We start from the raw sequence: 23,403 nt of genomic DNA, 5'->3' as shown, positions 1-23,403 counted from the left end.
AAGGACACCATGACCACCACCATGCCCTCCCGCCTCGACGTCGCGACCCTGCGCGAGTGGCAGGCGCAGCCCGACGCGCCGCGCCTGCTCGACGTCAGGACCCCGGCCGAGTTCGGCACCGCGCACATCCCCGGGTCGTACAACGTGCCGCTCGAGCTGCTCAGGGAGCACCGCGACGAGCTGCGCCAGCACCTCGACCAGGACGTCGTGCTCGTCTGCCGCTCGGGCCACCGCGCGGGCCAGGCCGAGTCCCTCCTGGCCGCGGCCGGACTCCCCACCCTGCACGTCCTCGAGGGCGGGGTCGTGGCCTGGGAGAAGGCCGGCGCGCCGCTGCGCCGCGGCACCCAGAAGTGGGCGCTCGAGCGCCAGGTGCGGCTCGTCGCCGGCGGTCTGGTGCTGACCGGCATCCTCGCCAGCGTGGTCGCGCCCGGAGCCAAGTGGCTGTCCGCGGCCATCGGCGGCGGGCTCGTCGGGGCCGCCCTGACCGACTCCTGCCTCATGGGCTCGCTGCTCGCGAAGCTGCCCTACAACAAGGACGCCAGCTGCGACCTCCAGACCGTCCTGCGCGAGCTGTCGGACTGATCGAAGCGGGCCTCACCGCCACCGACCCGGGATCGACGGAACACCCGCAGGGAATATACCCCTGCGGGTATTCTGTTGCTGTCAGTGAACCGCGCGGACCGCGCCACCTGACCGAGAGGAACCCCCATGGCAACCCGTGAGCTGACGAAGGACACCTTCGCCACCACCGTCTCGGCGAGCGGCATCGTCCTCGTCGACTTCTGGGCGGCGTGGTGCGGCCCGTGCCGCATGTTCGCCCCGGTTTTCGAGCGGGCCTCGCAGGAGCACGGTGACATCGTGTTCGCCAAGGTCGACACCGAGGCCGAGCGCGAGATCGCCGCCGCCCTGCAGATCACCTCGATCCCGACGCTGATGGCCTTCCGCGACGGCATCCTCGTCTTCGCCCAGCCCGGGGCGCTGCCCGCGACCGCGCTGGCCGACGTCATCCGCCAGGTGCGCGCCCTCGACATGGACGAGGTGCGCCGCCAGGTCCAGTCCGCCGCCGCCGGCTGACGGCCGGCACAGCACACCGCAGCACCACCCAACCGACCCGGAGGACCGCATGGACACCGTCAGCGCCGACGAGCTCCGCTCGATGATCAACCGGCTCAAGCGCGCGCAGGGTCAGATCGGCGGGATCGTCAGGATGATGGAGGAGGGGCGCGACTGCGCGGACGTCGTGACCCAGCTCGCAGCGGTGCACCGGGCCCTCGGCCGGGCCGGCTTCGACGTCATCGCGCTCAACATGCGTGAGTGCCTCGCCGACCCCGACCCGGCCCGGCAGGTCGACCTCGACGAGCTGCGCCGCCTGTTCATGTCCCTGGCCTGAGCCCGACGCAGCGGCCCGAGGCAGGTCCGGTCACCCGACAGGCCGAGTCGCCGTCAGGCGGTCGGACCGGTGGACCGTCAGGCTGCGAGCGCCAGCTCGCGGGTCGACCGTCGACGCAGCGACCACCACAGCAGGCCCACCCCGCCCACGGGGATCTCGAGCCCGAACGTGATGGCGCGGTAGACCAGCACCCCGGCCGCCGCGGTCACCGGGTCGGTGCCCAGTGCGACGAGCAACCCGGTCATCCCGACCTCGACCACGCCGGTGGCACCCGGGGTGATCACGGCCATCGACAGGAGCCGCTCCACCGCGAAGGCCGCGAACACGACGACGGCTGCGGGCGCGGTGCCCAGACTGGCCAGGCAGAGCCAGAGCAGGGCCGCCTGGAGCAGTGCGTAGGCTGCCTTCCCCACGGTCAGCCTCGCCCACGACGTGGCGATGAGGTCGGCGCTGTCGCGGCGCAGCCGGACCGCCCAGGCGGCATACCCGCCGTCGGCCGGGGGTCGCCGGCCGACGCTGCGGACCACCCAGTCGACCGCTCGGCCGACGCTGCGGGCACCACGCTCGCCGCGCGCCAGCGTGTGGGCGGCGAGGACCGCGAGCAGCAGCAGACCCCCGCCCACGAGCGCCATCCGGCCCAGCCCGGCGTCGGCGTCGACTCCGGCGGCCGCCAGCCAACACAGCGCCACACCGGGGAGGGCGAGCTTGACGAGGGTGTCCCAGATGTTGGTGACCAGCGCCCAGCGCGCGAAGGCACTCGGCGTGAAGCCCCAGGAGCGGCTCATCGAGTAGTTGGCGACCGTGCCCGCCGCGCCGCCGAGGGGCAGCAGGTTCGACACGGAGCTGCCGGTGAGGTTCAGCAGGAGGGCTCGCCGGGCGCTGAGGCCGGGCATCGCCGCGGTCAGCGCCAGGGTGTGCACCCAGAGACCGGCGAACCAGACCCCTGCGAGGACCACGACCTGGGAGACGGTGAGGGCGGCCACCGCCGTCCAGATCTCGGGCCAGCCCACGCCGCCCGCCCGGGGCACCGCGAAGACGAGGATCGCCGCTGCCAGGGCAAGCGACAGTGCCACCTTGGCGATGCGGCCGATCGGCCGTGCGACGCGAGCCATGTCCCCGAGTGTGGAGATCCCCGGGGCCCGCGGCATCCGGGCTCCTACCTATCTTCGCCCCCACCATTCGCCCTAGTCCTCAGGGTTTACCCCGAGATGTTGCCCCGGGGCGCCGAGACCCGACTGGCCCGCTGCCGCAGCAGCCACCACGCCATCGCGGCGCCGCCCGTCGGGATCTCCAGCCCCACGACGAACGCACGGTAGAGCAGGACACTTGCCGCCGCGGTGGCAGGGGCCACCCCGAAGGCCACCAGCATCCCGGTCATCCCGACCTCGACCACTCCGGTCGCACCAGGCGTGAGCACGGCGAGGGACAGCACGCGCTCCGCGGCGAAGGCCGCGAAGGCCACCGCGGGCGAGACCTCCGCGCCCAGGACGCGCAGGCAGAGCCAGAGCAGCATCGCCTGGCACGCCGCGTAGGACGCCTTCCCCACGGTCAGCCGCCACCACGCGGCGCCGACGAGCGCGGCGCTCTCCCGGCGGAACACCTCCGCCTGCTCGGCATACCACCCGCTGCCCCGGCGCCCTTCGGCTGTGCGCTGCCGTCGCCGCCGTGGCCGCAGGTGCGACACCACCCAGTCCATCGCCCGGCCGACCGAGCGCGCGATGGCGTCGTGGCGCATGGCGTACCACGTCAGCAGCACGAGCACGGCCAGGAGCACGACCGAGCCGAGGGCGGCGCTGACGAGGTCTCCCGGCGAGCGGGTCCGGTCGGCTGCCAGCCAGAGCAGCGCCACGCCGGGGATGACCAGCTTGCCGAGGGTGTCCCAGATGTTCGTGACGATCGCCCAGCGCAGGAAGACCGGGGTGCTGAAGCCCCAGACCCGGCAGGTCGAGTAGTTCAGCGCCGTCCCGGCGGCCCCGCCGAGCGGGAGGACGTTCGAGACCGCACTGCCGGTGAGGTTGAGGAAGTACGCGCGGGGGTGGCTGAGCCCCGGCATGGCGGCCGCGAGGGCGACGGTGTGGACCCACAGCCCGAGCTGCCAGACGACCGCGAGCAGGGCCAGCTGAGCCAGCGTGAGGTCGGCCAGCACCCCCGCGATGTCCGACCAGCTGGCCCCCGCCACGAGCGGCAGCCCCCAGACGAGGAGCGCTGCGGCGAGGACGCCGGACGCGACGGCCTCGACCAGCCGCCTGGGGCTGGTGCGCCCGCGCTGGGCCGACGTCATGGGAGCCCCCGGTCTGCGCGTCTGCAGGGCCATGGCACCAGTCTGTGCGCGAGCCGGCCCCGCGCCATCGGTCCTTGGTCCTAGTGACCTCGCCGGGCCCTGGCCAGGGCCTGGTCGGCCGTATGCCGCCGGGCCTGGGCCGCGGCCCTGGCCCGGACCGCGTCGGTGACCGCCTCCTCGGCCGCCCGCTGCTCCGCCCGCGCCTGGGTGAGGGTGGCCTCCACCTCGTGGACCCGCCGACGGGCCTCGAGCGCGAGCTGCCGAGCGTCGTCGGCACGGGTGATGGCCTCCTCGAGTCCCGCGTCGGCCTCGGCAAGCGCCGACTCGGCCTCCCGCAGCCGCTCTGCCCTGGCCTGCACCGCCCGTGCCTGGGCCTCCTCATCGGCCTCATCCGGGGTGCGCCCCGGCTGTGGCTCTCCCTCAGCGGCCTCATCCGGCTGCGTCTCTCCCTCAGCGGCCGGTGCGCCGGGTGCACCCGCCCCGCCGGGCACGACGGTGAGCACGGCGCCCGACGTGGTGCGGGCCACGGCCTCGGTCAGGTCGACCTCCCCGAGACCGGAGTAGGCCAGCGCCCGGGCCAGGGCACCGGAGAGCACGGCAGCAGTGGCCTCCTCGCTCGCGAGCGCCGCGACGACGGTGCCACGGACCTCCTCCAGGACCGCCGGCGCCAGCGGACGCCCCGCGCTCCCCGCTGCCGTGGCGGCCGCCGCCACGAACCGGGCGAGCAGGTCCTCCCGCTGGGGCCGCAGGTCGCGCAGGGCGGCGGCGTCGAGCCTGGCCTGGGCTCCGCGCAGCTCACGGCCCACGTCGACGAGGCGTCGGCGCTCCGCGGGGTGCCCGCGCACGGCGAGGTTGACGGCCCAGGCGGCGACGGTCGGCTTGCGGAGGCGACCGATCTCCTGCGCCAGGCCGGGGTCGCCGGCCGCCTTCGCGTCGGCGACCATCAGTGTGCGCGTGGCGATGAACTCCTCCGGCGCCACGGCATACAGCCGGGCGGTCGCCTCGGCGAGGGTCCCCACGGACGTCACCCCGGGTGCCTCACCCGGTGAAGGGCAGGGCCGGCATGCCTGCCACCCCGGGCTCGACCGAGAACAGCGCACCGGCGAGTGGCTCGTCCTGGCGGTCGGCGCCCTCGGCGCTGGTGGTGATGAACAGCTCGCGCAGGCCGGGGCCGCCAAAGGTGCAGGCCGTCACCCGGCTCGCCGGCACCTCCACGACCTCGTCGAGCCGCCCGTCCGCGGTGTAGCGGCGGACGGCCGAGCCGCCCCAGAGCGCCACCCAGACACCGCCCTCCGCGTCGACGCAGAGCCCGTCCGGATGGCCGGAGTCGATGCGGGCGAAGTCACGGCGGTCCACGAGGTCGCCGTCGACGTAGTCGAGGACGCTGACGGCACCGTGCGGCGTGTCGTTGTAGTACGCGCGGTTCCCGTCGGGGCTCCAGGCCAGCCCGTTGCTGATGGTGACGTCGCCCCACACCCGGTCCACGGCGTACGGGGCCTGGTCTCCGGTGGCGGACAGCCGGTACATCGACCCGGCGCCGGGCGTCTCGTCGTAGGCCATCGTCCCGCACCAGAACCGGCCGTCCGGGTCGCAGCCCCCGTCGTTGAACCGGATCGACGGGTCGGTCCAGGTGTCCGGCAGGGTGGCGAGGTCGGACAGGTCGTCACTGGAGGCCAGGGCGAAGGCGCGCTCGGTCGCCACCACGGCGCCGCCGCCGGCCCTGGGGCGCAGGGCCGCGGCCACCGTCCCGACGTGGGTGCGGCCGACCCTCCCGTCCGCGCCGAGGTGGAGGACGTCGCCCGCCAGCATGTCGACGAAGCGCAGCCCGCCCCAGGGCTCCCACCACACGGGGCCCTCGCCGTGGTGGGCGACCGGGTCGGTGCGCTGGTCCACCCGGGTCATCGGTGGCCACCGGCCACGGTGACGTCGCGGTGCCACGACTCGGTCTTGTACGCGGTCTGCCAGCCCATGGACGTGTACAGCCCGTCGGCGCCCGTCGGCGAGTCGGCATCGACCTCGAGCCCGACGCGGTTGCGCCCGCGGCGCGCGGTGTCGGCGATGACCGTGTGCAGCAGCGCCTTCGCGACGCCGCGACCCCGGGCGCGACGGTGCACCCCGATGTAGTCGACGTAGCTGCCCTCGACGCCCCCGCCGTCCGGCCGCAGCACCGAGCTGACCAGCGCCCCGCCGGGGACCTGCTCGCCATCGACGTCGAGCTCCGCGATCCACCAGTGGTCCCACCGGTGCCCGGGGTCCTCGCGCAGCCGCTGCACGAACTCCGGGAAGCTCTCCCGATAGGAGTTGAAGTGGTCGGCGAAGGACTCCTCGAGCATCTGGTGCACGGTCTGGAGGTCCTGGGCGACCGGCAGGCCGTCGTCGTGCTTGGCGACCCGTCGCACCGTGACGCCTTCGCGTGGCGCCGGGAGGGCACCCGGCTCACCCTCCTCCGCAGGGACCTGACGGCTCATCTGGAGCCAGGTGCGGGTCTGCCGGTAGCCCGCATCGGTGAGCCACGCACGTTGCCGCTCGTCGGCGGCATACGCGCTGGCGTCGAGCTGGGTCCCGGGCAGGTCGCGCAGCGTGGCGATGTCGAGGGCGGTCGCCTCCGCCCACGCGAAGAGGGCCCGGGCCAGGCGGTCGGCCTCGTCCGCCGATGGCGCCACCGTGACGTCGACGACGCTGCGGCCGGCGGCCCGGTCGTGGACGCTCGCCCACGCGACGACCGCCCCCGAGGCGTCCTCGACGAGCACCTGACGGCGGGTCCAGGAGGCCGTGCCGGTGGCCGCGGCCGCGACGGCCTCGGGGTCCACCGAGCTCGACCCCTTGACCGACTCCTGGTGCGCGGCAACCAGATCGGCGAGGGACCCGATGTCCTCGAGGGTGGGGATGCGGGTCGTCCATCCCGCCGGGAGGTCCGGCACGGTCGGCAGCGGGCTCGTGTCAGTCACCGGTCCAGTGTGTCAGCCGGCGCCGCCACCGATGAGTCTGGCGAGGGGTGGGGGTCCGTAGGGGTGGGCGGGTTGACTGGACACCACCGCCTCCGCCGAGAGGAGCAAGACCATGCCGAAGACGACTCCGTGCCTGTGGTTCGACACCCAGGGTGAGGACGCCGCGAGGTTCTACACCTCGATCTTCCCGAACTCCCGCATCACGCACGTCCAGCGGTACGGCTCCGCCGGCCCTGGACCGGAGGGGCAGGTGATGGTCGTCGCCTTCGAGCTCGACGGCCAGCCGTACGTCGCGCTCAACGGCGGCCCCCAGTTCACGTTCGACGAGGCCGTGTCCTTCCAGATCGACTGCGACTCCCAGGAGGAGACCGACTACTACTGGGATGCCCTCAGCGCGGGCGGCGAGGAGGGCCCCTGCGGCTGGCTCAAGGACAGGTTCGGCCTGTCCTGGCAGGTCGTCCCGCGGCAGCTGCTCGACCTCCTGGCGGACCCCGACGAGGAGCGTGGACAGCGGGCGATGGCGGCGATGCTCACGATGAAGCGCATCGACATCGCAGCCGTCCAGCGGGCAGCCGACGGCGGGTAGCCCGGCGCGCCCAGCCCGGGCCACACGGTCGCACTGGTGGGGACCGGCGATGGGGGACACTGCTCCGGTGCCCCCGACGCCCTCCCCCGCCAGGCGGCGCCTGCTCCTCGCCGCAGGCGCTGCCGTCGTGGCGATCGTGGCGGCCGTCGCGGTCGACGCGGCGGTGCTGGTGCACCGCATCCCCACGGTCGAGGTGACACCGCCCGGGTCGCGTGACGGCACGGCATACCTGCTCCTGGCCTCGGACTCCCGGGACCGGCTGCCTGCCGGCGACCGAGAGCGGTATGCCGACCGCGCCCAGGCGACCGGCGAGCGGGCAGACCTGGTGCTGGTGCTCCGCCGGACGGCCGCCGGTGAGGCGGAGGTGCTGTCGATCCCCCGGGACCTCTACGTGGGGGCACGGGCGGGCGACCCGCACCGGCTGGGGCTCGCCCTGGAGGGCGGCGCCCAGACGATGGTGACGAGCCTGTGCCGCGACCTGGGTATCGGCGTCGACCACGTGGCGATCCTCGACTTCCGCGGTCTCATCGACCTCGTCGACAGCACCGGGGGTGTGCTGGTCTCGACGCGGGAACCGTTGCGCGACCTCAAGGCCGGGCTCTCGCTCCCCCGGGCCGGAAGGCACCGCCTGGGCGGCGAGCAGGCCCTGGCCTGGGTGCGGTCCCGCCAGCCCGAGGTGCTGCGTGACGGCCGTTGGACGCCGCTCGCCGGCGCGGACCGCACGCGGACCAGCCACGCCGTCGACGTCCTCGAGCAGGCTGCGGCAGGCCTCGACGGCCCCGTGGCGGCCCACCGGGCCCTGTGGGCGCTCGGGCCACGGCTGCGTCGCGACGACGGGCTGGGGGTCCGGGCGACGGCATCCCTCGCCCTGGACCTGCGTGCCGCGGTGGCGGCGGGGCGGGTCCGCACGGCACCGGCGCGGAGCACGTCCACCGAGGTGCCGGTCGCCTTCGCGACCGCGGAGACCCGGGCGGCGCTGGCACCCTTCCAGACGCCCTCGTGCACCACCGCACCCCAGGCACCCGCGCCCCAGGCGCCCGCGCCCTAGGCGCCGACGCTGTGGGAGATCAGCCGTTCGGGCGATTTCTGCCCGAGCGGGGCCAAACCGGCATGATCGGCTCGTCCCGGTCACTAGTGTTCGCGCTCGAGGGGACCCCACTGACGAACAGGTGAATTCATGCTGTCTGCCCGCACGCGCGGCCTCGCGCTCGCCACCCTGCTGGTCGTGGGCGGCGTGGTCGCCGCCACCGCGCCCGCGCATGCCGCGCCCGGCGCGACCATCGAGGTCGAGTCCGACGTCGCGTTCATCGACGAGCCGCTCATCGTCGGCGGCTCCTGCCCGTCCGGCTCCGAGACCGCGGTCGTCACCCTGGTCCAGGACGGTGAGGAGACCGCCTTCGACGCGGTCGGCGTGGCTCCGGACCTGTCCTTCGAGGCGTCCCTCGACCTGACCGACGCCGTCGCCGGCCCGGGCACGGCGACCGTCGACTGCATCGTGTACGGCAGCGCCAAGCCGCTCGCCAGCGCGTCGACCGACCTCTTCGTCATCGACTTCGACCTGGAGTTCGAGGAGATCGAGGTCGGCCTCTCCTCGCGCACCGTCGCGCTGGGCGGCACGATCACCGTCTCGGCCACGTGTCCCGAGGACGCGACGGACGCGGTCGTCCTGGCCGGCAACGAGGAGGCCGAGGACCCGTTCTTCACCCGCGAGCTCACCCCCGGCGCCGGCGGCAAGGTCTCGGTGCGTGTGCCGATCACCAAGAGCGACTCGGTCGCCCCGGAGGCCGGCACGGCGATCGGCATGGTCGTCTGTGGCAGCGAGACCGAGGTGCCGCCGCTGGCCGACTCCGGCATCCGCGCCCTCTCCGACGTCATGCTGATGCCGAGCGCCTTCGGCATCGAGGAGTTCACCATCACCCCGGCCGCGGCCCGCTCCGCCGTCCCGAGCCAGGCGTCGACGGGCACGGGCACGACCGCAGCCCGCGCCGAGCTCGCCAACACCGGCTCCGACGGCGCACCGCTCACCGCGATCGCGCTGGCGCTCATCGCCGCCGGTGGCGCCGCCATCCGGCTGAGCCGCCGGGCCTGACCCGCCGAGCGCAACCAGCACCACACGACCCCCGTCCCGCGCCCAGCGGGACGGGGGTCGTGCCTTGCCCGCGGCATACAGTGCGGGAATGGCGGCTCCCCCGGTGGTTCCCCTCGTGCCCGGCGTCTGGCGGATGCGCCTGGTCGGCGATCTCGTCAACGGCTTCGTGCTGCGCGACGACGACGGCCAGGTCGCGCTCGTCGACTTCGGGCTGAAGTGGTCACCGCGGAGGGTCGACGCCGCGCTGGCGCGCATCGGCGCAGGGGCCTCCGACGTCACGCGGCTGCTCCTCACGCACGCCCACCCCGACCACGCGGGGGGCGCCGCCGAGATGGCGCGCCGCACGGGCCGGGTTGTCGAGGTGCACGAGGACGACGCGGCCGCGGTCGCGGCCGGCAGGGTCCCCCCACGCGACGGTGCCACGCTGCTGGGGCGGCTGATGGCCCGGCTGCCCGGAGGTGGCTTCGAGGCCCCGCCGGTGGGCGCGACCTTCACCGACGGGCAGCTTCTCCCGATCGCCGGCGGGCTGCGGGTCGTCCACACCCCGGGCCACTCGCCGGGCCACGTGTCCCTGCTGCACGAGCCGAGCGGGCTGCTCGTCACCGGAGACGCGATCTTCAACGTGCGGGGGATCCGCTGGCCGGTCCGCGCGTTCTGCACCAACTTCGCCCTGACCACCCGGACAGCGCGGCGACTCGGCGAGCTCGACTACTCGGTGGCGGCCTTCACCCACGGCCCGGAGATCCGCGACCGGCCACGCGAGGCGATCAGGCGTTTCCTGGCCGACCACCCGCCCGCCGGCTGAGGCCGGGGGACACGCTGGGCCAGGTCCCGTCCCGGGTCGTCGCCAGCGGACACGGTTGTGACTCACACCGTGGGCGAATCGAGTCCCCTTCGTCGACGCTTCTCCACGGCGGTGGTGACGATGAGGTCGCGGCTTACCGGTGACACACTCGGTTCGCGGTGCCCGGCCTCACCCGGCGTCGCGGTGCGGCGCCTCGGGAGGCGCGCATCGGAGCCCGTGTGCCTGGCCGTACTCGATGAACTGCGCGCGCAACGCACCAGGAACGTCCAGTCTGACGTCCTCGCCCGCGGTGGTGGTGACCCGCAGTGTCCGGTCCCAGGTCCACCGGTCCGGCTCGGCCACCTGCTCGACGTCGTCCCAACGCACGGTGCGCCACCGGTACCCGCGCTTGACCCGGATCCCGTCCGGGCCGACCACCGTCCGCTCGGAGCGGGACGTCAGCACAACAGACACTGCCAGTGCCGCGGCGACAGCGTTGATGCCGCCGAGCACGACCCTCCCGCCGAGCAGGTTGAACACGGCACTGGCCGACCAGAGTGCCGCCATCGCCCCCCACAGCCACCAGAGCGTCATCCGGTCCACCCGGTGCTCCCCTGCGACGCCACCCGCCGTGCCGCCTTCTGCCATGTCCCGCCGCCTGTCATGTGTTGGCATGTTCGCCGTCCCCCGAGCACGCGGCGCTCGCCGCGCGAGCCGGGCCTGCCCCGTCGCGGCCTCTACCGCGACCGACCTGCACTGAGTCACGACCTCCTGCCGATCTTGCCCGTCGCCCTGAGCGCCCAGAGCACGGCGACTCCGAGGAAGAGCGCGGCGTTCACCCGGTGAACCACCTGGTCGGGCCGCGTGATCGCCATGACCAGGGTCAGCACCGCGAGGACGACGAAGAACAGGCTGCCCCACCGGAACATCCGGGTCTCGGCTTCCTTGCCGCGACCCCGGTCGGTGGCGGCGACCATCCAGCGAAACCCGGCCGCGGCGCCGAAGAGGACGAAACCGCCGAGCACGGCACCGACACCCGCCACGGCTCGATCGGTCTCGCCGCCCACGAGGCCCATCACCACCAACGTCGCGCCGATGAGCAGGCTGAGCCCACCGAGGGCCAGGCAGCCTCGAATGACCCATCGCCAGAAGGTGCGCTGTCGCTGGGTCATTGAGCGTCCTGCGGGGGCGTGTCGCGCAGGCGTGGCCCGTGCTCGCCGGGATGAGGCTGGCGGTGCGCATCGGCGTACGCCACCAACGGCTCCCAGAGCGAGTCGGGGACGTGCAGGGCCACCCGTTCCCCTGCGGTCGTGGTCACCGACAGCATCTTGGTGTTGCTCCACCGGCCTGGTTCGGGAACGGACGCGATCTCGTCCCAGGTCAGCGTCCGCCAGGTCCGGCCGCGTTTGACGCGGATCCCGTCGCTGGAGACGACGGTGCGCTGCGTCCAGCCCCACCAGAACAGCAGGGCGCCCCCGAGGAGGATGCCGAGGTGCCACGTGGCCGCACCGTAGGCGCCGTCGGCCAACGCCAAGCCCGCCCGCACCAGTTGCCCCACGGCCGCCAGCGCGAAGAGGACCAGCAGCCACCGGTGCCGCCTCAGGGACTCTGCGGTTGGCTGGTACGTCCCCGCCACGTCGCGACCTGCGTCCACCCTGGCTCCCCCCAGCCCTGTCCATCGGTGACCGCGCTGTCCTGCCACCCGGAAACACGGAGAACCGGGTCACCGGGTCACCGGGTCACCGGGTCACCGGGTCACCGGGTCACCGGGTCACCGGGTCACCGGGTCACCGACGACGCTGCCGTGCAGTGTCACCGAACCTGCTGGGGTGGGACACCCGCATTCGACGGAGGTGCAGCACGAGCTGACGTGCCCTGACGCGACCCGTTCGGCGCGTCGTGGATGGTGACACCGAGATGTCGCTGGACACCGATCAGCCGAAGTCGTTGGCCATGTTCGCGAAGCGGCTGTAGTGGCCCTGGAAGGCCAGCACGATGTCCTTGGTCGGGCCGTTTCGGTGCTTGGCCACGATGACGTCGGCCTCCCCCTCGCGGGCCGGGTCGGACTTGTCGCGGTGGAGCAGGATGACCATGTCGGCGTCCTGCTCGATCGAGCCCGACTCGCGCAGGTCGGACATCTGCGGCCGCTTGTCGGTGCGCTGCTCGGGGCCACGGTTGAGCTGCGAGATCGCGATGACGGGCACCTCGAGCTCCTTGGCGAGCAGCTTGAGGGCACGGGAGAACTCCGAGACCTCCTGCTGGCGGGACTCGACCTTCTTGCCCGAGCTCATCAGCTGCAGGTAGTCGATGACGACGAGCTTGAGGTTGTGCTGCTGCTTGAGCCGGCGGCACTTGGCCCTGATCTCCATCAGCGACATGTTCGGCGAGTCGTCGATGAACAGTGGCGACTCGGAGATCTGCCCCATGATCCGGGCCAGCTTCTGCCAGCCCGGGTCGCCGAGGGTGCCCTTGCGGAGGTCCTGGAGCTGGATCTGCGCCTCCGCCGACAGGACGCGCATCGTGATCTCGGTGCGGCTCATCTCGAGGGAGAAGATGGCGGTGGCCTGCTTGTGCCGGATTGCGGCCGCCCTGGCGATGTCGAGGCCGATCGTCGACTTGCCGACCGCGGGACGGGCCGCGATCACGATCATCTGGCCGGGGTGCAGGCCGTGGGTCAGCTCGTCGAGCTCGATGAAGCCGGTCGGCACACCGATCATCTCGTCGGTGCGGCCCGAGGCCACCTCGATCTCGTTCAGGGTCTCCTCGAGCACGTCGCCGAGGGCGGTGTAGTCCTCACCGCCGCGCTTGTCAGCGACGGAGTAGACCTCGGCCTGTGCCGCGTTGACGATGTCCTCGACGTCGCCGCCGCCCTGCTGGTAGCCGAGCTGCACGATGCGGGTGCCGGCCTCGACGAGACGGCGGAGCACCGCGCGCTCGGCCACGATCTGTGCGTAGTAGCCCGCGTTGGCGGCGGTCGGCACCGCCTGGATCAGCTGGTGGAGGTAGGCCTGGCCACCGATGCGCTGCAGGTCGCCGCGCTTGGACAGCTCGTCGGACACCGTGATGGCGTCGGCCGGCTCTCCCCGGCCGTAGAGGTCGAGGATCGCGTCGTAGATCAGCTCGTGGGCCGGGCGGTAGAAGTCGGTGCCGCGCAGGCCCTCGACGCAGTCGGCGATGGCGTCCTTGGAGAGGAGCATGCCGCCCAGCACCGACTGCTCGGCGTGGACATCCTGCGGGGGCACCCGCTCGTCGGATGGACCGTCCGAGACCGCCCCGAAGGCGCTGGTGCTCAGCTCCGCAATGGACACAGGCAAACCCCTACAACGATGTCGAACTGATGTGCGATCCAGTAGACCAGCGGCCGCCGACAGATCGAGGGATCTGCACCCGGCGTGCCCGTGCTCGGCTCACCGTAGAGCGGTGCGCCGGGCAGGCTCAAACCACGCCTGTGCACAACTCGTGGACAACCTGTGCACGAGCAGCGGCACGGATGTGCACAGCCTTGGGACAACCCTGTGGATTTCCAGGGGACAACCACCCGGCACCGGTCCTGACCTGCGACAACGTCATCCACCGCCTGTGGACGAAAAGTTTCTTCCGGCCGGAATGCCCGAATTTGTCCACATGACGCCGGTCACACTGCCGACCTAGGCTGGGCCCATGTGCCGCAACATCCGTCAGCTCCACAACTTCGAGCCCCCGGCCACCTCCGACGAGGTCCGCGCGGCAGCGCTGCAGTACGTCCGCAAGGTCAGCGGCAGCACTCGCCCGAGCCAGGCCAACCAGGCAGCCTTCGACGCCGCGGTGGAGGCGGTGGCCCACGCGACCCAGCACCTGCTCGACCACCTCACCACCAGCGCGCCACCCAAGGACCGCGAGACCGAGGCCGCCAAGGCCCGGGCCCGCGCACAGGCGCGCTATGCCACGGCCTGAGCCGCGCGGCACACCCACGCCCTCGCGACGGCCGGATGCCGGTGGCCTAGCGTCCTCACCATGACGGACCCTGCGAGCCCCGACGACACGCGCACGATGCACGAGCGGATGCTCGCCGGCGACCTCTACATCGCCGACGACCCCGCCATCTTCGAGGCGGCCTCGGCCGCGCTCGACCTCGCCGCAGCCTTCAACGCCACCTCCGTCCGCCAGGGCCCCCTGCGCGACCGCATCCTCGCGGAGCTGCTCGGCTCGATCGGCGAGGGCACCCACATCCGCCCGCCGCTCCATGTGGACTACGGGAGCAACATCCGGATCGGCGCGCGCTGCTTCGCCAACTTCGGCCTCGTGGCCCTCGACGTCGCCCCGATCACCATCGGCGACGACGTCCAGATCGGCCCGAACGTCCAGCTGCTCACACCGACGCACCCCCTCGAGCCCGGGCCCCGGCGGGACAAGTGGGAGGCCGCCAAGCCGATCGTCATCGGCGACAACGTCTGGCTCGGCGGGGGCGCGATCGTGCTGCCCGGGGTCACCATCGGCGAGAACACCGTGGTGGGAGCCGGCGCCGTGGTGACCCGCGACCTGCCTGCGAACGTCGTCGCCGTCGGGAACCCGGCCCGCGTGGTGCGGAGCCTCGGCGACGGCGGAGCCCCAGCCGGGAGCTGACCGAGCCGGCCCGGCTGTCGGTGGCTGGCGCAACGGAGGGGGCCGTGCTCCCGACCTCTGGCCAGCGCACCCGGACGGCCGAGCGCGCGTCGGTCGGGGCTGACAGGCTGGCCCGGTGACCGGGTCCGACGTTGTCCAGGCGATCCGCAGGGCCGTGGCGGCGGCCGGCGACCCCGAGCGGGCCGTGGCCCAGCAGCGGTACATGAAGTCCGAGATACCCTTCCGCGGCATCTCCTCGGCGGAGCTCACGGCGCTGCTGCGGCCGATCCTGGCCGACCCGGCACACCGGATCGCCGCCCGGGGCGAGTGGGACGCCGCGGTCCGGGACCTCTGGGACTCCGCCACCCACCGCGAGGAGCGGTATGCCGCGATCGCGCTCACGGGGCACCGCGCCTACCGCGCATGGCAGGACCCCGAGGCCGTTCCGCTCTACGAGCACCTCGTGCGGACCGGCGCCTGGTGGGACCTCGTCGACCCCGTCGCGTCCAACCGGGTCGGCCCCATCCTCCGGGCGCACCACGACGCGGTGGCGCCGGTGGTGCGGGCCTGGTCGACCGACGCGGACCTGTGGGTGCGCCGGACCGCGATCCTCAGCCAGCTGACGTTCAGGCACGACACCGACACCGCCCTGCTGCGCGCGTGCGTGGAGCCCAACCTGGCCGACGGCTCGTTCTGGGTCCGCAAGGCGATCGGCTGGGCCCTGCGGCAGTACGCCCGCACCGACCCGGAGTGGGTCCGCGAGACCGTCGCCGCCTACGGGGACCGCCTCTCGGGCCTCTCCCGCCGCGAGGCACTCAAGCACCTCTGAGAAAGTGCGCACCCTAAGCCCCTGACCTGCACAAACGCCGGTTATGCTGCGTCGGTGTCCGACACTCCCGCCACCCTCGCAGCCCCCTCCGGGAATCCCGCTGCCCTGTGGCACACCACCCTGGCCGAAGCGGTCCGCCTCCTGGACGAAGAGGCCGCGGAGGAGCTGCTCGACTGCTGCCTCGCCGACATGGGGGTCGAGGACGCGCTCCGCGAGGTCGTCATGCCGCTGATGCACGAGGTGGGCGAGGACTGGTCCACGGGGATCCTCACCGTCGCCCAGGAGCACTTCATCACCCAGGTGGTGCGGGCGCGGCTCACCGCACTCTCGCGCGGCTGGAGCAGCGGCCTCGGCCCGATGGTCTGGCTCGCCTGCCCGCCGGGCGAGCTGCACGACCTGCCGCTGTTCCCCTTCGGGATCGCCCTGCACCGCGGCGGCTGGCGGGTCCGCTTCTTCGGGGCGCACACCCCGGTGCACGACCTCATCGGCCTCGCCAAGGTCAGCCCACCCGAGCTCGTGGTGCTCGCGTCGACCACGGCTCGGGGGCTGAGCTCTCGGCGGTGGGAGCTGGCCCAGCTCTCCCGGGTGGCACCGCTGGCCGTGGCCGGCGAGGGAGCCAGCTGGGCCTTCGCCGAGGCCATCGGCGCGACCTACCTGCCCGGCGACCCGGTGAGTGCCGCCGAGCAGGTCGCGTCGAGCCACGTCGCGACCAGGGACCTCGCCGCGAGCCGGCGCGAGGAGGCCGAGATGGCGGCCCAGGCCTCCGCAGACACCCCCGGCATGCAGTCCGAGGCCAGCTGACGAACCGCACCGGATCGCAGCGGCATCCCTCTCACGGCACGACGACGCTGCGCCGGGGCCGCTCGCGCCCGACCGGACTCAGTCGTCGAAGAACCACCCCCGGCGCATGCCCGGCTCGCGGCCGGGCTCGACGTAGTGCTCGGTCCCGAAGAACGCCGCGAACACGTCCTCCGGCATGCCCAGGAACCCCTCGATGTCGGTGGCCTGGCTGCGGTGCGCCTCCATCGACGCGCGGCGCTGGGGCAGGTAGTCGGTCACGTCGACCTGCAGGTGGATCTCCGCCTCGGGGGTGCCGAGCGGGTTGCCGTCGTCCATCGGGGCGTCGGGGTCCCAGTTGGCCGCGGCCTCGCCCGCCGCAACAGCCGCGTCGTACATGCGTCGCAGCACGTCCCGGTTGAAGGTCGACTCCAACACCCTGGCCCGCGCCACCGACAGCGAGGTGGCCCGGTGGACGAGCTGGTGCACCTTGACGTGGTCGGGGTGGCCGTACCCGCCGTGCCAGTCGTAGCCCACCACGACGTCGGCGGCCTCGTCGTCGAGGATGCGCGCGAGGCGACGGGCCGCCTCGTCGAGGTCGGCCTGCAGGAACGCCCCGGGGTGGTGGTTCTGCTCCCAGCCGTTCATGCCGGAGTCGGCGTAGCCCAACCACTCCACCCGAGCCACCCCGAGCACGTTCGCCGAGGCCTGGGCCTCGCGGCGGCGCCGGTCGGCCACCGTCTCGCCGTCGGCGAGGTCGAGGGCGAGCTCGCCGTGGTCGCCGTTGGTCGCGAAGACGACGACCACCCGGTGGCCCTCGGCCGCCGCACGCGCCATCGACCCAGAGGTCTGGGAGGCCTCGTCATCGGGGTGGGCGTGGACGTACACGATCGTGGGCACACGGCCATGATGCCGCGCGGCCGGGGCGCCCGGGCGGCATACCCGGAAGGGGTCGAGAAGGTCACGAAATGATAAATAGTTAATAGGCTCTATTTTAATATCTGCTGCAGCCTGCTGCTCTGGGAACAGACGCCCGACAAGGAAGCCGGGCCCGGAACCGGAGTCGACGATGACCATTCCCACCCACACCACCCTGACGGCCGAGCGGCGGCCGCTCCGGTGCGGCGAGAAGCCCACCGAACCCAAGTCCCCGTTGTTCGTGGGCGCCCTCGGGTTCGCGCAGTTCGGCCTCTTCGTGGCCCTGCTCGGCCCCGTGATCGTGAGCATGGCCCTCAAGGTCAACACCCTGGTCGCCGACCCGACCGGGCGCACCAGTGCCCTCGGAGTGGTCCTCGGTGTCGGCGCGGTCGCGGCCTTCCTCGGCAACGCCGTCTTCGGCCGCCTCTCGGACCGCACGACCTCCCGCTTCGGACGCCGCAGGCCCTGGCTGGTCGGCGGCGTCCTGGTCATGGCGGCGGCGCTGCTGCTCATCTCCCAGGCCGGCTCGGTCCCCGTCCTGGCCCTCGGCTGGTTCATCGCCCAGCTCGGCGCCAACGCCGCCTTCGCGCCGTTCATCGCGACCCTCGCCGACCAGCTGCCCGAGAAGCAGCACGCCAAGGTCTCCGCGATGGTGGGGATCATGCAGAACGTCGCCGTCCTCGCCGCGGCCCAGCTCGCCACGCGGCTGACCGACGACATGCTCGGCCTGTTCATGGTGCCGGCGGCGATCGGCGTCCTCGGCATGGTGGTGTTCGCCCTCGTCCTGCCCGACCCGGTGCTCGAGACCCCACCCCCGCGCCTGGACGCCAGGACCATCGCCGAGACCTTCTGGGTCAGTCCCGTCAGGCACCCCGACTTCGGCTTCGCCTGGTGGTCGCGCTTCCTCATCTTCCTCAGCAGCTTCCTGTTCACGACCTTCCGGCTGAACTTCCTCGTCGACCGGGTGGAGCTCTCCGAGGCGGAGGCCGCGCAGGCGATCGCGACGGGCATCCTCATCTACACCGCCGTGCTCGTCGTCGCCGGCTGGGCTGCGGGCGTGGTCTCCGACCGCACCGGACGGCGGAAGATGCTGGTCGCCTCGTCGACGCTGCTCTTCGGCGTCGGCGTCGCCCTGCTCGCGCACGCCGACACGGTCTCCGGGTTCTACTGGGTCGAGGCGATCATGGGCCTCGCGTTCGGGATCTACATGAGCGTCGACATGGCCCTCGTGCTCGAGGTGCTCCCGAACCGCGACGACTCGGGCAAGGACCTCGGCGTCTTCAACATGGCCAACGCCATCCCGCAGTCCGCGGCGCCCTTCCTGGGCTCGCTGCTCCTCGGCGTCGGCGTGGGTTCCGCCGGCCCCAACTACACCCTCATGCTGTGGACAGCGGCACTGATCGCGCTCGTCGGCGCCGCTGTCGTCCTCCCCATCCGGAAAGTGAAGTGACGATGAACCACCTCAACAACCCGTATGCCGTGCTGGTGGCGAAGCTCGACCTGCGCACCAAGGTGCGCCTGCTCACCGGCGAGACCGCCTTCACCCTGTGGGGCGAGGACTCGATCGGCCTGGCGCCGATGGCCTTCTCCGACGGCCCGACCGGCGTTCGTGGCCTGAAGTTCACCGGCGGGGCGGAGGTGGCGCTCTTCCCCAACGCCACCGTGCTCGCCTCGGCCTGGAGCGAGGAGTCCGCCCGCGAGGTCGGCGGCATGCTCGCGGAGGAGGCGGAGCGGCAGCAGATCCACGTCGTGCTCGGCCCGACGATCAACCTGCACCGCTCGCCCCTGGGTGGGCGGCTCTTCGAGCAGTACTCCGAGGACCCGCTGCTCACCGGGAAGCTCGCCGCTGCCTACGTCCAGGGCCTGCAGGGCAAGGGGATCGGGGCCTGCCTGAAGCACCTCGTCGCGAACGAGTCCGAGACGGAGCGCAACTACATGGACTCCGTGGTCTCCGAGGAGGCGCTGCGCGAGGTCTACCTGCTGCCGTTCGAGATCGCTGTCGAGGAGTCGAACCCCTGGTCGATCATGGCCGCCTACAACGACGTCAACGGCGTCGCCGCCACCGAGCAGGGCCACGTCAACAACGAGGTGGTCAAGGGCGAGTGGGGCTGGGACGGCCTGCTCATGAGCGACTGGTTCGCCACCAAGACCTCCGCCCCGGCTGCCCTCGGCGGCCTCGACCTCGTCATGCCGGGCCCGGACGGGCCGTGGGGCGAGGCGCTCGTGGCCGACGTCGAGTCCGGTGCCGTGCCCGAGTCGGTCGTCGACGAGCACGTGTGCCGCCTGCTCCGGCTCGCGGAGCGCGTCGGCGCGCTCGGCGGCCCCGAGGACCACCGGCAGTGGCCGGCCTCCTCCACGGCCCCGGACGCGCCCGAGCGGCGGGCCCAGCTGCGCCGGCTGGCCACCGACGGCATGGTCGTCCTGGCCAACAACGGCGTGCTCCCCCTGGCTCCGGGAGGGGAGGGCGGAGCCTCCGGCAGCGTCGCCCTCGTCGGCCGCCACGCCGTCGAGACCATCTGCATGGGGGGCGGATCCGCCCAGGTCAACCCGCCGCACCAGGTCTCCATCGCCGCCGGCCTCGGTGAGGTGCTCGGCGACCGGCTCGTCGTCGTCGACGGCGTCGAGGTCCGCGACCGGCCGGTCGCCGCCGACCCGGCCTTCGTCAGCGACCCGGAGACGGGCAGGCCCGGGATACGGGTCAGCTACTACGACGCGGACGGCGAGCTCATGGCGCAGGAACACAGCAGCGTCACCAGCGTCAGCGTGGGCTGGGACGACGAGCTCCCTCGACCGGCGGCCAGGGTCACGCTCGCGGCCCGCGTTCGCGAGGGGGGCCCCACCCGGCTCGGCGCCCTCGGCGTCGGCGAGTGGCGGATCAGCGTCGACGGGACCGAGGTGGCCGGCACGAGGCTGGTGGCCGAGGGCCACGACCCCGGCGAGTCCATGCTCAAGCCGCCCGCCTGGACCGAGCAGGTCGACCTCGCGGCCGGTGCCCTCGTCGAGGCAACCCTCACCCTCGTCCGCTCCGAGCCGGTGCCCGGTCCCGACGGCAGGATCGGCCAGCTGTCGCACCTCATCGCCTCCGGCATGGGCGTGAAGAGCCTGGTGGCACACCCGGCCCCTGCACCCGCGGAGCAGTCGATCAGCGCAGCAGTGGAGGCGGCCCGCTCGGCCGGGACGGCCGTCGTCGTCGTCGGACTGACCGAGGAGCAGGAGACCGAGGCGGTCGACAAGCACACCCTGGCGCTGCCCGGGGCGCAGGACGCCCTGGTGTCCGCCGTTGCCGCCGCGGCGCAGCGCACGGTGGTCGTCGTCAACGCGGCCACCCCGGTCCTGATGCCGTGGGCCGACGAGGTCGACGCGATCGTCGTGGTCGGGCTGCCGGGCCAGGAGGGCGGCTATGCCGTGGCGGACGCCCTGCTCGGCGTGCGGGAGCCCGCCGGACGCCTGGTCACCTCCTACCCGGCCGCGGACGGCGAGGCCCCGGCGTGGGACGTCGTGCCGACCGACCTGGAGCTCGAGTACACCGACGGGACGTTCGTCGGCTACCGCGGCTTCCACGCCGGGCGCGCCAAGGCACCGGCCTGGTGGCTCGGGCACGGCCTCGGCTACGGCTCGTGGGACTACCCCGAGGCAGTGGTCGCGGGCGCGGGCGACGACGGCGCACCGCGGGTCGAGGTGACGGTGCGGAACACGTCCGACCGTGACTCCCGCGAGGTCGTGCAGGTCTACCTGCAGCCGGCCGAGGGCGACCAGCCGGTGCGGCTCGTGGGCTGGGCCGCCGTGGACGTCCCGTCGGGCGGCTCCGCCACCGCCTCGGTCGACTGCGACGCCCGGCTGTGGCGCCGCTGGGACGCCGAGGCCGACGGCTGGGCCCGGCTGGCCGACGGCGGCGAGCTAATCGTCGCCCGGGGCCTCGGCGACGTCCGCCACCGGCTCCCACTGGGCTGATGGCCGGACCCCGTTCGAGCCCGGGCCGCCGCCGCGCGCGCCCGGGTTCGAGCGGGAGCCCGCCCGCGGCATACCCTCAGCGCGTGGCGACCACCACCGAACCGCAGCCGCGCCCCGCCCGCCGGGGACGCGGGCGACCCCGTGGCAGTGACGCCGCGGAGACCCGCGAGCGCATCCTCGCGGCGGCGGCCGACCTCTTCGCCGAGACCGGCTACCGGGCGACCTCGATGGTCAGCGTCGCCGAGGCGGCGGGGTTGAGCCAGACCGGGCTGCTCCACCACTTCCCCTCCAAGGAGCTGCTGCTGGCCGGGGTGCTGGCCCGCCGGGACGAGCAGGACATGGCCGCCCTGGGCGACGACCGGGAGCCGAGGGGCTGGGAGGTCCTCGACGCCCTCGTGCGACTCGTCGAGCACAACACCGGGCGCGAGCCGTTCGTGCGCCTCTTCACCGCGATGGCCGGCGAGGCCATCGACGCCGACCACCCGGGGCACGACTGGCTGCGACAGCACCACCGTGCCGCCGCGGAGATGCTCGTGTCCGGGCTGCGCCAGGCGCAGGCCGACGGGACCTGCGCCCCTGACGCGCCCGTCGAGCGCATCGCCCGGGTGACCCTCGCCGTCATGGACGGCCTGCAGATCCAGTGGCTGATGGACCCCGAGGGCGAGGACATGGCCGCGGACTTCGCCGCCTTCGCGCGCACGGTCCGCGAGCGCTGGGAGCTGCCGGCCCGGGTCGACGGGTAGCGGTCGATGAGCACAGGTCGATGAGCAGCCCGGCGACCACCACCCAGAGCCGGGAGATCCTGCGGCTGGCGGTGCCCGCGTTCCTGGCCCTGGTCGCGGAGCCCCTCTTCCTGCTCGCGGACTCGGCGATCATCGGCCACCTCGGCACCGCGCAGCTCGCCGGGCTCGGGGTCGCGAGCGCCACCCTCCTGACGGCCGCGAACCTCTTCGTCTTCCTGGCCTACGGGACGACCTCGATCGTGGCCCGGCAGGTCGGCGCCGGCTCGGAGCGCGGGGCCCTCGAGGCCGGCATCGACGGCACGTGGCTGGCAGTTGCCATCGGCGCGGTCGTGGCCGCCGCAGTCGCCCTCGCCGCCGAACCCCTGTGCCGCGTCTTCGGCGCGTCGCCGTCGGCCCTCGGCCACGCCACGACCTACCTGCGCATCTCCGCCCTCGGCATCCCCGCCATGCTCGTCGCCCTCGCGGCGACCGGCGTGCTCCGTGGCCTGCAGGACACCCGCACCCCGCTGGTCGCCTCGGTGGCTGGTTTCACGTCGAACATCGCCCTCAACGTGGCGTTCGTCTACGGCCTGGGCTGGGGCATCGCCGGGTCGGCGTGGGGCACCGTCCTCGCCCAGACCGGCATGGCGACCGGTCTGGTCGTCGTCCTGGTCCGCCACGCCGAGCGCGCCGCCGCCAGCCTCCACCCGCACCCCGTACGCGTCCTGCGGGCGGCCGTGAGCGGCATACCGCTGCTCGTGCGCACGCTCGCGCTGCGCGCCATCCTGCTCGTCACCACCTGGGTCGCGGCCGGGCTCGGCGACGTGCCGCTGGCCGCGCACCAGGTCGCGGCGACGGTGTGGTCCTTCCTCGTCTTCGCCCTCGACGCCCTCGCCATCGCGGCCCAGGCACTCACCGGCAAGGCGCTCGGGGCCGGTGACGTGGTCGCGGCCCGCTCCGCCACGTCCACGATGGTGCGGTGGGGCGTCTGGGGCGGCGCGGTGCTCGGCGTGCTGCTGCTGGCGGTCCACCGGGTGCTGCCGGCCGCGTTCACCACCGACGAGGCGGTGCGCTCGGCACTGGCCGCCGCACTGGTGGTCGTGGCCCTCGGGCAGCCGCTGTCGGGCTACGTCTTCGTCGTCGACGGTGTGCTGATCGGGGCCGGCGACGGGCGCTGGCTGGCGAAGGCCATGGTCGCCACCCTGGTGCTCTACCTCCCGCTGGCGCTCGGCGTGCACGCCGCCGCCGAGACCCTGCTCGGCGACGGCGGCACCGACGGTCAGGTTGTCGCCCTGGCTGCGCTGTGGGTGGCCTTCACCGCCTTCATGGCGATCCGCGGCGCGCTGTTCTGGTGGCGGATCCGCTCCGACCACTGGCTCGTGACCGGCGCCTCGCGCTAGTCCGTCGCACCACCACGCCAGCCCACGAGGCCGCCACGACCACCGCCGCGAGCACCTGGATCTGGCGGGTGTAGCGCTCCGGGTAGACGACGTTCTCGAGGTAGTGGTCGATGAACCCGGTGCCCGACAGCGGCTGCTCGCCGCCGC

Annotated in this window: 26 protein-coding genes; 15 read left to right on the top strand and 11 right to left on the bottom strand. The window is 73.3% G+C overall.

Annotated features, from left to right (window positions below; genetic code table 11):
• Window positions 1–9: 9 nt before the first annotated feature.
• From VIB11_RS09085 to VIB11_RS09075, 3 genes are all read left to right on the top strand, one after another.
• Entirely contained in the window at window positions 10–582 is a 573-nt protein-coding gene (locus VIB11_RS09085; RefSeq protein WP_332030473.1) for a rhodanese-like domain-containing protein, read from the top strand.
• 126 nt (window positions 583–708) lie between these two features.
• Entirely contained in the window at window positions 709–1,074 is a 366-nt protein-coding gene (trxA, locus tag VIB11_RS09080; RefSeq protein WP_332030471.1) for a thioredoxin, read from the top strand.
• Window positions 1,075–1,123: 49 nt separating this feature from the next.
• Complete coding sequence (locus VIB11_RS09075; RefSeq protein ID WP_332030469.1) at window positions 1,124–1,390, top strand: metal-sensitive transcriptional regulator; 267 nt, start codon at window positions 1,124–1,126, stop codon at window positions 1,388–1,390.
• 77 nt (window positions 1,391–1,467) lie between these two features.
• Here VIB11_RS09075 and VIB11_RS09070 read toward each other — a convergent pair whose 3' ends face one another.
• The 5 genes from VIB11_RS09070 to VIB11_RS09050 form a co-directional block, all read right to left on the bottom strand.
• Window positions 1,468–2,502, bottom strand: coding sequence for a flippase-like domain-containing protein (locus tag VIB11_RS09070; RefSeq protein ID WP_332030467.1), 1,035 nt, complete (start codon window positions 2,500–2,502; stop codon window positions 1,468–1,470).
• An 86-nt stretch (window positions 2,503–2,588) separates the two neighbouring features.
• Complete coding sequence (locus VIB11_RS09065) at window positions 2,589–3,704, bottom strand: lysylphosphatidylglycerol synthase transmembrane domain-containing protein (RefSeq protein ID WP_332030465.1); 1,116 nt, start codon at window positions 3,702–3,704, stop codon at window positions 2,589–2,591.
• A 47-nt stretch (window positions 3,705–3,751) separates the two neighbouring features.
• Window positions 3,752–4,699, bottom strand: coding sequence for a hypothetical protein (locus VIB11_RS09060; RefSeq protein WP_332030463.1), 948 nt, complete (start codon window positions 4,697–4,699; stop codon window positions 3,752–3,754).
• Between the two features lie 10 nt (window positions 4,700–4,709).
• On the bottom strand, window positions 4,710–5,573 hold the full coding sequence (locus VIB11_RS09055) for an SMP-30/gluconolactonase/LRE family protein (RefSeq protein ID WP_332030461.1): 864 nt from the start codon (window positions 5,571–5,573) through the stop codon (window positions 4,710–4,712).
• Window positions 5,570–6,619 carry a GNAT family N-acetyltransferase gene (locus VIB11_RS09050; RefSeq protein WP_332030459.1) on the bottom strand — a complete coding sequence of 350 codons (1,050 nt, stop codon included), beginning with the start codon at window positions 6,617–6,619 and terminating at the stop codon, window positions 5,570–5,572. Before VIB11_RS09050 ends, VIB11_RS09055 begins: the two co-directional genes overlap by 4 nt.
• Window positions 6,620–6,731: 112 nt before the next feature.
• On the opposite strand from VIB11_RS09050, the gene VIB11_RS09045 reads away from it, so the two are divergent.
• From VIB11_RS09045 to VIB11_RS09030, 4 genes are all read left to right on the top strand, one after another.
• The gene (locus VIB11_RS09045; protein ID WP_332030457.1) at window positions 6,732–7,205 is read left to right on the top strand and encodes a VOC family protein; all 474 of its coding nucleotides are present in this window, start codon (window positions 6,732–6,734) and stop codon (window positions 7,203–7,205) included.
• A gap of 67 nt (window positions 7,206–7,272) precedes the next feature.
• Window positions 7,273–8,253 carry an LCP family protein gene (locus VIB11_RS09040; RefSeq protein WP_332030455.1) on the top strand — a complete coding sequence of 327 codons (981 nt, stop codon included), beginning with the start codon at window positions 7,273–7,275 and terminating at the stop codon, window positions 8,251–8,253.
• A 129-nt stretch (window positions 8,254–8,382) separates the two neighbouring features.
• Window positions 8,383–9,294 (top strand): hypothetical protein, encoded by a 912-nt coding sequence (locus VIB11_RS09035; protein ID WP_332030453.1) that lies wholly within the window; start codon window positions 8,383–8,385, stop codon window positions 9,292–9,294.
• 88 nt (window positions 9,295–9,382) lie between these two features.
• Window positions 9,383–10,099 (top strand): MBL fold metallo-hydrolase, encoded by a 717-nt coding sequence (locus VIB11_RS09030; RefSeq protein ID WP_332030452.1) that lies wholly within the window; start codon window positions 9,383–9,385, stop codon window positions 10,097–10,099.
• A gap of 168 nt (window positions 10,100–10,267) precedes the next feature.
• On the opposite strand, the gene VIB11_RS09025 is transcribed toward VIB11_RS09030, so the two are convergent.
• The 4 genes from VIB11_RS09025 to dnaB all read right to left on the bottom strand — a co-directional run bounded on the left by VIB11_RS09025 (window position 10,268) and on the right by dnaB (window position 13,380).
• Window positions 10,268–10,726: a PH domain-containing protein gene (locus VIB11_RS09025; RefSeq protein WP_332030450.1), complete on the bottom strand. Its 459-nt coding sequence runs from the start codon at window positions 10,724–10,726 to the stop codon at window positions 10,268–10,270.
• Between the two features lie 113 nt (window positions 10,727–10,839).
• A complete protein-coding gene (locus VIB11_RS09020; RefSeq protein WP_332030448.1) occupies window positions 10,840–11,250 on the bottom strand; it encodes a hypothetical protein in 411 nt (136 codons plus the stop codon).
• Window positions 11,247–11,732, bottom strand: a complete 486-nt coding sequence (locus tag VIB11_RS09015) for a hypothetical protein (RefSeq protein ID WP_332030446.1) — start codon at window positions 11,730–11,732, stop codon at window positions 11,247–11,249. The genes VIB11_RS09020 and VIB11_RS09015 overlap by 4 nt, the downstream gene beginning before the upstream one ends.
• Before the next feature lie 280 nt (window positions 11,733–12,012).
• Complete coding sequence (dnaB, locus tag VIB11_RS09010) at window positions 12,013–13,380, bottom strand: replicative DNA helicase (protein WP_414695795.1); 1,368 nt, start codon at window positions 13,378–13,380, stop codon at window positions 12,013–12,015.
• Between the two features lie 358 nt (window positions 13,381–13,738).
• Here dnaB and VIB11_RS09005 point away from each other — a divergent pair, with 358 nt between their 5' ends.
• The 4 genes from VIB11_RS09005 (at window position 13,739) to VIB11_RS08990 (ending at window position 16,289) form a co-directional block, all read left to right on the top strand.
• On the top strand, window positions 13,739–14,011 hold the full coding sequence (locus tag VIB11_RS09005) for a DUF2277 domain-containing protein (RefSeq protein ID WP_332030444.1): 273 nt from the start codon (window positions 13,739–13,741) through the stop codon (window positions 14,009–14,011).
• A gap of 60 nt (window positions 14,012–14,071) precedes the next feature.
• Window positions 14,072–14,680 carry a DapH/DapD/GlmU-related protein gene (locus VIB11_RS09000; RefSeq protein ID WP_332030442.1) on the top strand — a complete coding sequence of 203 codons (609 nt, stop codon included), beginning with the start codon at window positions 14,072–14,074 and terminating at the stop codon, window positions 14,678–14,680.
• Between the two features lie 115 nt (window positions 14,681–14,795).
• Window positions 14,796–15,488 (top strand): DNA alkylation repair protein, encoded by a 693-nt coding sequence (locus VIB11_RS08995; RefSeq protein WP_332030440.1) that lies wholly within the window; start codon window positions 14,796–14,798, stop codon window positions 15,486–15,488.
• Between the two features lie 54 nt (window positions 15,489–15,542).
• A complete protein-coding gene (locus tag VIB11_RS08990; protein ID WP_332030438.1) occupies window positions 15,543–16,289 on the top strand; it encodes a cobalamin B12-binding domain-containing protein in 747 nt (248 codons plus the stop codon).
• A gap of 78 nt (window positions 16,290–16,367) precedes the next feature.
• Here the strand turns inward: VIB11_RS08990 and VIB11_RS08985 are convergent, their stop codons facing one another.
• Complete coding sequence (locus VIB11_RS08985; RefSeq protein ID WP_332030511.1) at window positions 16,368–17,165, bottom strand: PIG-L deacetylase family protein; 798 nt, start codon at window positions 17,163–17,165, stop codon at window positions 16,368–16,370.
• Between the two features lie 169 nt (window positions 17,166–17,334).
• On the opposite strand from VIB11_RS08985, the gene VIB11_RS08980 reads away from it, so the two are divergent.
• The 4 genes from VIB11_RS08980 (at window position 17,335) to VIB11_RS08965 (ending at window position 23,256) form a co-directional block, all read left to right on the top strand.
• A complete protein-coding gene (locus tag VIB11_RS08980) occupies window positions 17,335–18,633 on the top strand; it encodes an MFS transporter (RefSeq protein WP_332030436.1) in 1,299 nt (432 codons plus the stop codon).
• 2 nt (window positions 18,634–18,635) lie between these two features.
• Complete coding sequence (locus tag VIB11_RS08975; RefSeq protein ID WP_332030434.1) at window positions 18,636–21,134, top strand: glycoside hydrolase family 3 protein; 2,499 nt, start codon at window positions 18,636–18,638, stop codon at window positions 21,132–21,134.
• Between the two features lie 83 nt (window positions 21,135–21,217).
• Window positions 21,218–21,877: a TetR/AcrR family transcriptional regulator gene (locus VIB11_RS08970; protein WP_332030432.1), complete on the top strand. Its 660-nt coding sequence runs from the start codon at window positions 21,218–21,220 to the stop codon at window positions 21,875–21,877.
• A 20-nt stretch (window positions 21,878–21,897) separates the two neighbouring features.
• Window positions 21,898–23,256, top strand: a complete 1,359-nt coding sequence (locus VIB11_RS08965) for an MATE family efflux transporter (RefSeq protein WP_332030430.1) — start codon at window positions 21,898–21,900, stop codon at window positions 23,254–23,256.
• Here the strand turns inward: VIB11_RS08965 and VIB11_RS08960 are convergent.
• Window positions 23,180–23,403, bottom strand: a 224-nt coding sequence (locus VIB11_RS08960) for a DUF2784 family protein (protein ID WP_332030428.1), incomplete at its 5' end; no start/stop codon positions are given. The two genes, VIB11_RS08965 and VIB11_RS08960, sit on opposite strands and share 77 nt — an antisense overlap.

The organism is Pedococcus sp. (assembly GCF_036554925.1).
Taxonomy (GTDB): domain Bacteria; phylum Actinomycetota; class Actinomycetes; order Actinomycetales; family Dermatophilaceae; genus Pedococcus_A.
This window is presented reverse-complemented; position numbering and strand designations above follow the sequence as displayed.